11 protein-coding genes are annotated in these 12,196 nt (G+C 72.3%); 7 read left to right on the forward strand and 4 right to left on the reverse strand.

The genetic code is table 11. The features are described 5' to 3' along the window. Nucleotides 1-34: 34 nt before the first annotated feature. The 7 genes from EI169_RS04040 (at nt 35) to EI169_RS04070 (ending at nt 7,661) form a co-directional block, all read left to right on the forward strand. Entirely contained in the window at nt 35-1,075 is a 1,041-nt protein-coding gene (locus EI169_RS04040) for a Gfo/Idh/MocA family oxidoreductase (protein ID WP_125133303.1), read from the forward strand. 61 nt (nt 1,076-1,136) lie between these two features. Then, nucleotides 1,137-2,132, forward strand: coding sequence for an NAD-dependent epimerase/dehydratase family protein (locus tag EI169_RS04045; protein WP_125131189.1), 996 nt, complete (start codon nt 1,137-1,139; stop codon nt 2,130-2,132). Further along, entirely contained in the window at nt 2,129-3,286 is a 1,158-nt protein-coding gene (locus tag EI169_RS04050) for a DegT/DnrJ/EryC1/StrS family aminotransferase (RefSeq protein ID WP_125131190.1), read from the forward strand. The genes EI169_RS04045 and EI169_RS04050 overlap by 4 nt, the downstream gene beginning before the upstream one ends. Continuing rightward, nucleotides 3,283-3,909 carry a NeuD/PglB/VioB family sugar acetyltransferase gene (locus EI169_RS04055; RefSeq protein ID WP_125131191.1) on the forward strand — a complete coding sequence of 209 codons (627 nt, stop codon included), beginning with the start codon at nt 3,283-3,285 and terminating at the stop codon, nt 3,907-3,909. Before EI169_RS04050 ends, EI169_RS04055 begins: the two co-directional genes overlap by 4 nt. After that, on the forward strand, nt 3,906-5,033 hold the full coding sequence (locus EI169_RS04060) for a DegT/DnrJ/EryC1/StrS family aminotransferase (RefSeq protein ID WP_125131192.1): 1,128 nt from the start codon (nt 3,906-3,908) through the stop codon (nt 5,031-5,033). The genes EI169_RS04055 and EI169_RS04060 overlap by 4 nt, the downstream gene beginning before the upstream one ends. Before the next feature lies 1 nt (nt 5,034). After that, nucleotides 5,035-6,243 carry a glycosyltransferase gene (locus EI169_RS04065; protein ID WP_164515430.1) on the forward strand — a complete coding sequence of 403 codons (1,209 nt, stop codon included), beginning with the start codon at nt 5,035-5,037 and terminating at the stop codon, nt 6,241-6,243. After that, nucleotides 6,240-7,661 carry an oligosaccharide flippase family protein gene (locus EI169_RS04070; protein WP_125131194.1) on the forward strand — a complete coding sequence of 474 codons (1,422 nt, stop codon included), beginning with the start codon at nt 6,240-6,242 and terminating at the stop codon, nt 7,659-7,661. Before EI169_RS04065 ends, EI169_RS04070 begins: the two co-directional genes overlap by 4 nt. On the opposite strand, the gene EI169_RS04075 is transcribed toward EI169_RS04070, so the two are convergent. The 4 genes from EI169_RS04075 to EI169_RS04090 are packed head-to-tail and all read right to left on the reverse strand — an operon-like array spanning nt 7,658 to nt 12,096. Then, nucleotides 7,658-8,764 (reverse strand): glycosyltransferase family 2 protein, encoded by a 1,107-nt coding sequence (locus tag EI169_RS04075; RefSeq protein WP_125131195.1) that lies wholly within the window; start codon nt 8,762-8,764, stop codon nt 7,658-7,660. The two genes, EI169_RS04070 and EI169_RS04075, sit on opposite strands and share 4 nt — an antisense overlap. Next, the gene (locus EI169_RS04080; protein WP_125131196.1) at nt 8,761-9,981 is read right to left on the reverse strand and encodes a glycosyltransferase family 1 protein; all 1,221 of its coding nucleotides are present in this window, start codon (nt 9,979-9,981) and stop codon (nt 8,761-8,763) included. Before EI169_RS04080 ends, EI169_RS04075 begins: the two co-directional genes overlap by 4 nt. Nucleotides 9,982-9,992: 11 nt before the next feature. Then, complete coding sequence (locus tag EI169_RS04085) at nt 9,993-10,748, reverse strand: chain-length determining protein (protein WP_125131197.1); 756 nt, start codon at nt 10,746-10,748, stop codon at nt 9,993-9,995. A 10-nt stretch (nt 10,749-10,758) separates the two neighbouring features. After that, nucleotides 10,759-12,096 (reverse strand): O-antigen ligase family protein, encoded by a 1,338-nt coding sequence (locus EI169_RS04090; protein ID WP_164515431.1) that lies wholly within the window; start codon nt 12,094-12,096, stop codon nt 10,759-10,761. Between the last annotated feature and the right edge of the window lie 100 nt (nt 12,097-12,196).

Consider the following 12,196-nt stretch of genomic DNA (forward strand, 5'->3'; position numbering starts at 1 on the left):
GGCATAGGGGATTGGGGAATCCGTGACAGACAGAATGAACATCGCCGTCGTCGGGGCGGGCTACTGGGGGCCGAACCTCGCGAGGAACTTCCGTTCCAGCGATGCGTGGAACCTCGCCGCGATCTGCGACCTCGACATCGAGCGCGCGCGCCGTGTCGCCGAGGCCGTCGGCGGGGCGCCCGTCACGACGCAGCTCGCCGACGTGCTCGCCGACCCGCTGATCGACGCGATCGCGATCGCGACCCCGGCCGGCACGCACCAGCGCATCGCGCTCGCCGCCTTCGACGCCGGCAAGCACGTCATGGTCGAGAAGCCCCTCGCGTCCAGCCGCGCGGCGGGCAGCGAGATGGTGCGGCGCGCCGAGGAGCGCGGACTCGTGCTCATGGCCGACCACACCTACTGCTACACGCCGGCGGTGCTGAAGATCCGCGAGCTCATCGCCGACGGCTTCCTCGGCGACATCCTGTTCGTCGACAGCGTGCGCATCAACCTGGGCCTCATCCAGCCCGACGTGGACGTGTTCTGGGACCTCGCGCCGCACGACTTGTCGATCATGGACTTCGTCCTGCCCGGTGGCCTCGACGTCGAGAGCGTCGCCGCGCACGGCTCCGATCCGCTCCGGACGGGGAAGTCGTGCGTCGGCTACCTCGCGATGCCGCTCGCGCGCGGCGCCATGGCCCACGTCCACGTCAACTGGCTGAGCCCGACGAAGATCCGGCAGATGGTGATCGGCGGCACGCAGCGGACGCTCGTGTGGGACGACCTGAACCCGCAGCAGCGGGTGAGCGTCTACGACCGCGGCGTCGACATCGCCGAGGTCTCGAAGGCGACGACCACCGACGCGCGGTCCGCCCACATCTCGTATCGCCTCGGCGACACGTGGGCGCCGGCACTGCCCGAGGGCGAGGCCCTCGCAGGGGTCGCCGCCGAGTTCGCGGCCGCGATCCGCGACGGGCGCCCGGCGCGCACGAGCGGTGACGCGGGGCTCCGCGTGCTTTCCGTCCTCGAAGCCGCCGCCGCGAGCCTGCAGGGCTCCGGCGCACCGCAGTCCATGACCGCGCCGATCGCGGCGTGACCGACCAGACCACACAACGACACCGGCCACGGGGCCGGACGAATCACAGGGGAGATTCGACATGGTGAACATCGCAGGGGCGGATGTCTTCGTCACCGGGGGCGCGGGAACGATCGGCTCGACGCTCGTCGACCAGCTCGTGACCGCCGGCGCCGGGCGTATCCAGGTGCTCGACAACCTCGTGCGCGGCCGGCGCGCGAACCTCGACGACGCGCTCGCGAGCGGCCGCGTCGAGCTCGTCGACGGCGACATCCGCGACGCGGCTCTCGTCGACGAGCTGACGCGCGGCAAGGACCTCGTCTTCCACCAGGCGGCGATCCGCATCACGCAGTGCGCCGAAGAGCCGCGACTCGCCCTCGAGGTGCTGGTGGACGGCACCTTCAACGTCGTCGAGTCGGCGGCACGTCACAGGGTGGGCAAGCTCGTGGCCGCCTCCAGCGCGTCGGTCTACGGCATGGCGGAGGAGTTCCCGACGACCGAGCGCCACCACCACCACAACAACGACACCCTCTACGGCGCGGCCAAGTCGTTCAACGAGGGCCTCATCCGCAGCTTCCGCGCGATGCAGGGCCTGGACTACGTGCTGCTGCGCTACTTCAACGTCTACGGCCCGCGGATGGACGTCCACGGTCTCTACACCGAGGTGCTCGTGCGCTGGATGGAGCGGATCGCCGACGGCCGCCCGCCGCTCATCTTCGGCGACGGCACGCAGACGATGGACTTCGTGTGCGTGCCCGACATCGCCCGCGCGAACGTGCTGGCCGCCGAGAGCGACGTCGTCGAGGGCGTCTACAACATCGCCAGCGGCACCGAGACGAGCCTCCTCGGGCTCGCCGAGGCGCTGCTGCGCGCGATGGACTCCGACCTCGACGTCGAGCACGGTCCCGAGCGCGCGGTGAACGGTGTCGTGCGCCGGCTCGCCGACACCGAGGCCGCGCGCCGCGACCTCGGCTTCGAGGCATCCATCGGCCTGGAGGAGGGGCTGCGGATGCTCGTGGACTGGTGGCGCCCGCTGCGCGAGGAGATCGCGCTCGGCCGGACGGTGGTGGCGGCATGAGTCTCGTTCAGGAGTCGCGCATCAACGTCATGACGCCGTGGCTCGGCGCCGACGAAGTGGCCGCCGTCACGGCCGTCATCGAGTCGGGCTGGGTCGCGCAGGGGCCGAAGGTCGCCGAGTTCGAGCGTGCCTTCGCGCGCGCGATGCAGGCGCAGGAAGCGGTCGCGGTGTCGAACTGCACCACGGCGCTGCACCTCGCGCTCGTGGTGGCCGGGATCGGCGCGGGCGACGACGTCGTCGTGCCGTCGTTCTCGTTCATCGCGACGACGAACGCGCCGACGTACGTGGGCGCGCGACCGGTCTTCGCCGACGTGGACGCCGCCACTGGCAACGTCACCGCGGCGACGGTCGAGGCGGCGCTCACGCCCGCCACGCGGGCCGTGATCGTGGTCGACCAGGGCGGCATCCCGGTCGATCTCGACGCCGTGCGCGCGGTGTGCGATCCGCGCGACATCGTCGTCATCGAGGACGCCGCGTGCGGCGCCGGGTCGACGTACAAGGGGCGGCCGGTGGGCGCCGGCGCCGAGCTCGCGGCGTGGTCCTTCCACCCGCGAAAGATCCTCACGACCGGCGAGGGCGGCATGCTCACCACGAGCAACCCCGCGTGGGCGGCCCGCGCGCGGATGCTGCGCGAGCACGCGATGAGCGTCTCGGCCGCCGACCGCCACGCGAGCCTGGTCTCGCCGCCCGAGGAGTACGCCGAGGTCGGCTTCAACTTCCGCATGACCGATCTGCAAGCCGCTGTCGGGCTCGTGCAGCTGTCGAAGCTCCCCGAGGTCGTCGGTCGTCGCCGCGTCAACGCCGCCCGTTACCGCGGCGCGATCGCCGGCATCCGGGGACTTCGCCTCGTCGACGACCCCGCCTACGGCACCGCGAACTTCCAGTCGCTGTGGGTCGAGGTCGGCGACGAGTACCCGCTCGACCGTGAGGCGCTGCTTGTCGCCCTGGCGGATGCGGGGATCTCGGCGCGCCGCGGCATCATGGCCGCGCACCGGCAGCCGCCCTACCGCCACCTCGCGGCGGCGGGCTCGCTCCCGGTCACCGAGCGACTCACCGACCGCACGCTCATCCTGCCGCTGTTCCACACGCTCACCGCCGCGGACCAGGACAGGGTCGTGGCGGTGCTGCGCGATCCGCGACGGGATGCGGCATGACGGACGGTGTCCTGCTCGTGGGCGCGAGCGGTCTCGCCCGCGAGGTGATCGCGGCGGGGATGACCGGCATCGTCGGCATCCTCGACGACGCCGTCGAGCTCCGCGACGAGAGCATGGGCGGCGTGCCCGTGCTCGGGCCGGTCGCGTCCGCGGCCTCGCACACCGAGCAGCTGCTGCTGTGCATCGGCCCGAGCGCCGTCCGGCGGCGGGTCGCGCAGCGCCTCGGTCGCGCCGGCGTCACCGCGGATCGGTACGCGACGTTCGTCGCGCGCTCGGCGCGTCTCGGCCGCACCGTGGAGGTGGGCCCGGGGAGCATCGTGCTCGACGGGGTGGTCGCCACCGCGGACGCGGTGCTCGGGCGTCACGTCGTCGTGATGCCGAACTGCACGATCACGCACGACGACGTGATCGAGGACTTCGCCACGCTCACCTCCGGGGTGTCGCTGGCGGGCGGTGTCTCGGTGGGGGAAGCCGTGTACATCGGAATGAACGCGGCGGTGCGGCAGGGGCTTCGGCTCGGCGCCGGCGCGACCGTGGGAATGGGGGCCGTCGTGCTGGGCGACGTCCCGCCGGGGGAGACCTGGGCCGGGAATCCGGCCCGACGACTGGGGGAGTCGCTATGACCGAGAACGTTCCGTTCATCGACCTGTCCGCGCAGCAGGCGGAGATCATCGACGAGGTGCTGCCGCGCTGGCGGGATCAGTTCCGCGCGGCCGCCTTCATGGGCGGGCCGGAGGTGTCCGCCTTCGAAGAGGAGTACGCCCGGTACATCGGCGTCGGCCACGTCATCGGGGTGTCCAACGGCACTGACGCGCTCGAGCTCGCCTACCGCGCCGCGGGCGTCGGCCCGGGCGACGAGGTGGTCATGCCGGCCAACACGTTCATCGCGACCGCCGAGGCGGCCTCGCGCATCGGCGCGGTGCCCGTCTTCGTCGACGTCGACGACGAGCACCTGCTGATCGACCCGGATGCGGTGGCCGCCGGCGTGACCGAGCGCACCCGCGCGATCGTCCCGGTGCACCTGTTCGGCCAGACGGCCCCTGTCGAGGCGCTGCGGCCGATCGCCGAGCGCCACGGCATCCCGATCATCGAGGACGCGGCGCAGTCGCAGGGCGCGGCATCCGCCGCCGGTCGTGCCGGCGCGCTCGGCCGGATCGCGGCGACGAGCTTCTATCCGGGGAAGAACCTCGGCGCGGCCGGCGACGCCGGCGCCGTCATGACCGACGACGACGAGCTCGCCCGCATCGTGCGCGACACCGCCGCCCACGGCAGCGCGGTCAAGTACGTGCACCACCGCGTCGGGTTCAACGCGCGGCTGGACGCCGTGCAGGCGACCGTCCTGCGGGCGAAGCTGCGGCGCCTGGACGCGTGGAACGCCGCGCGCCGGGAGGCCGCGGCGTTCTACGGCGAGCTCCTCGGCCGCATCGAGGGCGTGCGCCTGCCCGCCGTCCGCCCCGGCAACGAGGACGTGTGGCACCTGTACGTGGTGCGTGTCGACGAGCGCGATCGCGTGCTCGCCGAGCTCACCGCCGACGGCATCGGCGCGGGCATCCACTATCCGACGCCCGTGCACCTCAGCGAGGCGTACGCGTCGCTCGGCTACCGCCGCGGCCAGTTCCCGGTCGCCGAGGCCGCGGCCGACCGCATCCTGTCGCTGCCGATGTTCCCGCATCTGCGCGAGGAGCAGCAGGAGCGCGTGGCCGCGTCCCTCGCCCGCGCCCTCGTACGCCAGCCCGTCGGGGTCTGACGTGTCCGCGTCCGTCAGCGCGCGTCCGCTGCGCGTGCTCGTGTGCCCGCACGAGCTCGTGCGCGGCGGGAGTCAGATCAATGCGATCGACCTCGCGGCACGGCTGCGCGACCGTGGTCACACCGTCGAGGTCTACGCACCACCCGGGCCTCTCGTGGAGCTCATTGAGGCCCGCGGCCTCGCGTACCGCGAGGCGCCCCGCACCGGGCCGACGCGTCCGCGGGCGCTGCGGGCGATGGCGCGGGAGATCGCACGGTTCTCGCCCGACATCGTGCACACGTACGAGTCGTGGCCGACGGTGTCGGCGGCGATCGTGGGCGTCGTGCGGCCGCACCGCGCGGTCACCACGGTGCTCTCGATGGACGTGCCCGACTACCTGCCCGAGGATGCGCCGCTCATCGTTGGGACCGCCGAGCTGGCGGATCGCGCCCGCGCCCGCCGCGACGCCGTCCATCTGCTCGAGCCGCCCATCGACGTCGACGCGGACGCGCCCGGCGACACGTTGGCCGCCCGGCGTCGGCTCGGGGTGCGCCCCGACGCGTTCGTCGTCTCGGTGGTCGGCCGGCTCTCCGCCGAGCACGAGAAGGCGCGTGGCGTGGCGGCGGCGATCGACGCGCTCGCCGCTGCATCCGACCTGCCTCCGACCACGTTGCTCGTCGCCGGAGACGGCGACGACGCCGAGGCCGTGCGGGCGGCCGCGCGTCGCGCACGCGAGAGTGTCGCGCTGGAGGTCGTCCTCCTCGGAGACGTACCCGACCCGCGCGACGTGTACGACGCGGCGGACGTCGTGTTCGGCATGGGCGGCTCGGCGCTGCGCGGCCTTGCACACGCGAAGCCGCTGATCGTCCAGGGCCGCGACGGGTTCTGGCTGCCTTTCGGGCCGGATACCGCCGATGTCTTCCTGTCGCAGGGGTTCTTCGGGTCGGGCGACACCGGCCAGCGGTTCGTGACCGCGCTCGCCGGCTTGCGCGATCCCGCGGTGCGCCGCGCGCTGGGGGAGTTCGGGCGGGGGTTCGTCACCGGCCGGTTCGGCCTCGACCGCGCTGCGCACGTGCTCGAGGACCTCTACACCGCCGAACTGACGCGGGATGCGCGACGACCCGTGCGAGAGGCGGGTCGCACGCTCGTCCGTTTCGCGCGGTACCGGCTCGCCCTGGCCGCACCCGGCGTCCAACGCGGGTGGAGGCGGCTCACGGGGAGAGCGGCATGAGCGCGCCCGTCCGTCTCGCCTCCCAGGCGACACGAGGTGTGGCCTGGAGCGGCATCAATACGATCGTGCTGCGCCTGGGAGGCGTCGTCGTCGGCATCGTGCTCGCGCGCCTGCTCACGCCCGAGCAGTTCGGCGTCTACGCGGTCGCCCTGACCGTGCAGGCGATCCTCATGACGGTCGCCGACCTCGGTCTGTCGGCCGACATCATCCGGTCGGACGAACCCGAGCGCATCGCGCCGACGGTCGCGACTCTCGGACTCGTCAGCGGCGGCGTGCTCACGCTGGTCGCGGTAGCGGGCGCGGCCCCGCTCGCGTCCGCGCTCGGCAGTCCCGCCGCCGCGCCGGCCATCGCGATCCTGTCGCTGACCCTGCTCCTGGGGGGTGCGACGGTCGTGCCGTATGGCCTCCTGCAGCGGCGTTTCCAGCAGCGCGAGCTGTTCCTCATGGGTGCCGTCGACTTCGTCGTTTCCACGGGCGTCACGCTCGCCCTCGTCGCGGTGGGTTGGGGGGTTCTTGGACTCGCCGTGGGTCGCGTCGTCGCGCAGACCGTATCCACGGTGCTGCTCTTCCTGCTGGCGCGCGTCCGTCCGCGCTACGGGATCGACCGGGCAGGCCTGCGCCCCGTGCTCGCCTTCGGCCTTCCGATCGCCGCCGCCAACCTGCTGTCGTGGGCGCTGCTGAACGTCGACAACATCGTGCTCGCGCGCGTCGCCGGCGCCACCGCGCTCGGCTTCTACGTGCTCGCCTTCAACATCTCGAACTGGCCGATGAGCGCCATGTCGCAGATGGTGCGCTCCATCGCGCTGCCGTACTTCTCGCGGCTCGAGCGTCCAGCCGATGGCCTGCCGACCGTCGTTTCGTTCGCCTGGGCCGGAGCGCTGCCGGCGGGCGTCGCGCTCGCCGTGCTGGCCGCGCCCGTGATCCACGTGCTCTACGGCGAGCGCTGGCTCCCCGCGGCGGCGGTGCTCGCCGCCCTCGGCCTGTACGGCGGCCTGCGCGTGCTCTTCGACGTCTTCGCCGGATATCTCTACGCGCAGGGTCGATCGCGGCCGGTGCTGTGGGTGCAGCTCGCGACGCTCGCCGTGCTCGTGGCCGCGATGGTCCCCGCCATTCTGCTGTGGGGGATCGTCGGAGCTGGATGGGCGCACCTCGTCGTCGGCCTCGCGGTCATCCTCCCCGGGTACCTCGTCGTGCTGCACGCGGCGGGCGCGCGCATCCGGAGTCTGCTGCGGGCGCTCGTGCGTCCGACCCTCGCAGCCGTGCCGGCGGCCGCCGTCGCGGTGGTCGTCCGGCTGTGGATCGCGGATGCCGCGGCGGCGCTGCTGATCGGCGGGTCGCTGTTCGTCGTGGTGTACCTGGCCGTCATGGGACCGTGGCTGCGCCGTCGCATCCAGGCCCTGCGCTCGTCGGGCGACTAACCGACCTGTCCGTCGCGGTGGAACACGCCGTAGCGGTGCCACCGCCGATAGCGGACGTCGCTGGCGACCCGCCGGTACGCCGCGCGGGCGACCTGCCACGGCAGGGGTCGCGCGTGCGGCCCGCGTCCTGCCGCCCGCTCGAGTGCGGCGGTGGTCGCGGGCGTGTCCGAGACGCTGTCGGCGAATGCGCGCAGGCGCTCGGCGACCTCCGGCTGGAAGCGACCGCGGTCGTACATGTGCACGATGCGGTCGATCGCCTCGGCCGCGAAAGCGCGCGCGGCCACGCGCTCGAGTGCGTCGGTCTCGGGAAGCACGTCGCGCGACCAGGCGAACAGGGTGCGGAACGCGTCCCATCGATCGACGATGTCACCGAGGTCGGCGTCCACGGTCTGCGACAGACTGCCGGCGTGCTCCCGGTGCCACGCCTGGTCGGCACCTTCGACGTAGCCGACATCGGAGACGGCGGCGATCCGCAGCCACATCTCCATGTCGTGGGTGTGTGCGAGCGGTCGCTGTCCGCCGACCGCGTCGACGACCTCCCGACGCATCACGACTTCGGGAGAGGTGATGACGTTGAGTCCGGTGGCGCATCGGGCGCGCAGCCATTCGCGACCGGGCCAGACCGTCCACCGGGTCGGTCGGGTGCGCGCGGGCGGTCTCGACCGGTCCGCGTCGAAGTGCAGCGGGTGCCCGTACACCAGCCCCACACTCGGGTGGGCTTCGGCGAGGGCGACCGCCCGCGCCAGCGACCCGGGGGTCAGCGCGTCGTCGGCGTCGAGGCGCACGACGTACGCGCCCGTCACCTCCGCCAGCCCCGTGTTGAAGGTCTCGACGGCGCCGCGGTTGACGGCGTTCTCGATGAGGCGCACACGGGCGTCGGTCGCGGCGATCTCGCGGACGACAGCGGCGCTGCGATCCGGCGAGGCGTCGTCGACGACGATGACCTCGACCTCCACATGATCCTGAGCGAGGGCACTGCCGACCGCCTCCGCGACGTATCGCTCGTACCGGAAGCACGGGATGACGACGCTGACACGCGGCCGCGTGGCCAGCGTGTGCGGGGCGTAGCGGGCGCGCTGCGTGGCCGCGTGCCTTGCCGTCACGCCGTCACCGCCGCCGGGACGCCGATCTCCGCGGTGAGGATGTCGGCGAAGAGCGCGCCGGTGTGCGCCCACGGGGGCGTGGTGACGGCTGCCGCGACCGCGCGGGCATGCGCGTCACGATCCCCGCGATCGACTGCCGACTGCAGCGCCTCGGCCAGCGCGATGGCCGTCGGGCGCGCCCACAGCACGTCCGGGTGCCTCAGGTCGGCCCGGGCGAGCGGTGAGTCGTTGACGACCGGCACGACGCCGGCGGCGAGCATCTCTTCGGCGACGAGGGAGATGTTGGTGAACGACAGCGCGAGGCCCGTGACGACCTGGTTGTACAGCAGGTTGAGCCGCTCGGGCGTCAGGCTGCCGTGGGACACGACCGGGAACGGGAGCCGGGTCGCGTCGCCGTACACGTGGATGGGCTCGTCGGGACGCGCGGCGTGGAAACGTCTCAGCGCGTCGACGGCCAGCCTGTATCCGCGCCGTTCGTTGCCGGGCTTGGCGTAGAACAGCACGCCCCGCCGGTGAGTCACCGCCCCATCCGTCAGCCGGTACGTGTCGGTGTCGCAGCCGAAGGGCACCTCGTGCACGTCGACGCCGACCTCGGCACGAACGGTGTCGGCCACCATGCGACCGAGCGCGACGATCGTCAACCCCAGCCGGTAGCTGTCTTCGGCGTACGCGTACTCGCTGCCGCGCGCGGAGAAGTAGGGTTCGAAGTCCTGCGCGAAGTACAGCACGGCCTGACCGGGCACGCGCCGGCGGGCGGCGACGTGCGCCGTCTGCCACGACGAGGCCACGATCGCGTCGAAGTCGCCGAGGTCCTCGCCCACCCGCGCGATGTCGCACGTGAGCCACGGCCAGGCGCGGCGCACCGTCGCGGCCTGAGCCGCGACGTCGCCGTCCCAGCGGTCGTAGAACAGCAGAGTGTTGCGCATGCCACGCGTGTGGGCGGCCGCCATCATGCGGAACAGGGTCGTGTGTCCGCCCGATCCGGCCCCCGGCGGCACGACGAGCCATCCGACGCGCGGAGCAGTCTCCGTGGTCCGTCGCGCCGGTGCGCCGCGGCGGGGGAGCGACGGATCCGCCGAATCGGCGACGTCGCCCGGCAGGAGCGGGAAACCGAGCGCAGCCGTGTCGAGGCGCTGCGCCGCGCGGCGCACCACGCGGCCGATCAGCTCCCGCGGCGGCAGGTGCGTGACGGCTCGCGCGAGGTTCCTGGCATTCATCCCGCGGCCCGTCAGCGCGTCGTCGACGAGGCGGCGATGGGCGCCGGCCGGTAGCGCCGGCGCGGGCGCGGGAGGACCGGTTCGGTGGTCTCCGCAGCGACGGCGTCCGGATCGTTCGTGCCCGACGTGCGCGCGATGCGCGTGGTGCGCCGGTTGTCGACCCACGTGCCGAGCGAGACGGCGCCGAACACGAGCACGAGACCGCACGCGCCGACGATCACGACGGTGCGCAGTCGGCTCGACAGCTTCTCGGTGGCGCGGTCGGGCTGAGAGACGACCAGCGGAGTGAACAGGTACCGGTCGTCGGCGCCGTTGATCTTCTGGATGTCGTACAGGTTCTGCTCGAACAGCACGCCCAGCTCCGCGAGGGTGTCCAAGGACTGCTGCGGCGTCGCGCCCGTCGCGGTGATGGCCACCTGGAGGCCCGACCCGCCGGCGGCGGGTGCCGCCTCGTATTCGGTGCTCAACCCCATCGCGTCGAGCTGGTCGCCGACGTCGGGAGAGTTCAGCCGTGTGATCGCGACGCTCGCAACCAGGTTCGGGTCGCTGGAGCGCAGGTACGGGTTGTTGTTGTTGAGGGCCTTCAGCGACGGATCCGCGCGCAGCTCGTCATCGGTCGGCACCTGCGGGTTCGCCACTGCGTACGACAGGGTCGCCTCGTACTCGCGCGGCCCCTCGGCGTACACGTACACCGACGCCGCGACGGCGATGATGATCGCCGGCAGGGCGAACCACTTCTGCCGCCAGATGGTTCGGATGACAGCCATCGGATCCATATCAGTCCCCAATTCCGATCGAGGGGCTCCCCAGGCCCCGGGCGAAGGCGTCCTCCTCGTCGCGCACCATGCGCCACACCGCGCCGCCGAGGCCGACGAGAAGCGGGTAGAGCAGAGCGAAGACGGGGAAGGACAGAGAGTCGAAGGTCGCCGAGCACACCGCGGCGACGCAGAGGCCCGCCGCGACGGCGCCGGCGAGGCACTTGAGGGCGGGTGAGATGGCGTGCCGGGCGGCGTGGATGCCCGCGATCCCCGGAAGCACCAGGTAGATGACGAGCCCGCTCAGCCCCACGAGGCCCAGCGTCACGACACCGTTGAGGTACTGGTTGTCCAGGATCTGGAGAGCGTTGGCCGGCTGGTAGTTGCCCGGGCCCAGACCGAAGAGCGGATGCGCGTCGATCAGGCGCGCGACGCGCGGGTAGTTGTTGACACGCGTGGCGATGGACGGATCGGACGTGTCGGCGGTGAGCGCGCCGGTGAGCGTCGTCACGAACCCGGGGATCGTCATGAAGAGCACGAGGAGCACGAACGGCAGCGCGACGAGCACGCGGCGTCGGGCCACGCGAGGGAGGAACGGGATCGAGACGGCCAGGGCCACGACGGCGGCGAGCATGCCCGATCGAGACACCGACGAGGCGACGCCGAAGCCCAGCAGCGCGGTCTGCGCCCAGTGCCACACCCGCGACCCGCGCGGGTCGTAGAGCGCACGCCAGATGGATACCGGCAGCAGCATGCCGCTGATCACTGCGAACTCGATGGAGTGGAACGTGCTTCCGGCCACGCGTACGAGGTTGCCCCGCGCCTGGAAGGGCGTCGCACCGCCGTTGTCGGTGAAGCCGGGCATCAAGAGGTGCACCCACTGCATCGGGTCGAGGCGGAAGGCGAACTGCACCACTCCAACGAGGCAGCTGAACGCGGCGCCGGCCAGGAGCCATCGGAGAAGCCGCATGACGTCGCCCATGCTGCGGATGCATTCGCTGGTGACCAGGACGAGTCCGGCACTGGCGGCGACGAGGATTAGCCAGCGGTCGGCGGCCGCGGTGCCCGTCGCGTCGACGTCTCCCGACCACCCGCCGTGCATCGCGGCGTAGGACGCGCCGACACCGAGGATCAGGAAGCCGAGCGCAAGGCGACCAGGGTGTCGGAGGGGGATCGGGTTGTGCAGGCCCCACATCCACGAGCACACCCACAGGGCCAAGAGCAGGCACGAGAGGATGATCGGCACGGTGCCGGCGGCCCCGATGGTCTTGATGACCATGTTGGAGGGGAAGAAGAAGAGGGCGAAGGCCGTGACGCACAGCAGCAGCGGCGTCGCCCCCGCCTGCCCGGCTCCGGGCACGAAACGGGAACGCGTGTCCGCGCTGGATATGCGCGCACGCGTAGAAAGAGCCCCCAGTGGCACCATCGTGATTCCCCAGTCAGCCGATAGTCCGATGTCG

Source organism: Microbacterium sp. 10M-3C3 (genome assembly GCF_003931875.1).
Taxonomy (GTDB): domain Bacteria; phylum Actinomycetota; class Actinomycetes; order Actinomycetales; family Microbacteriaceae; genus Microbacterium.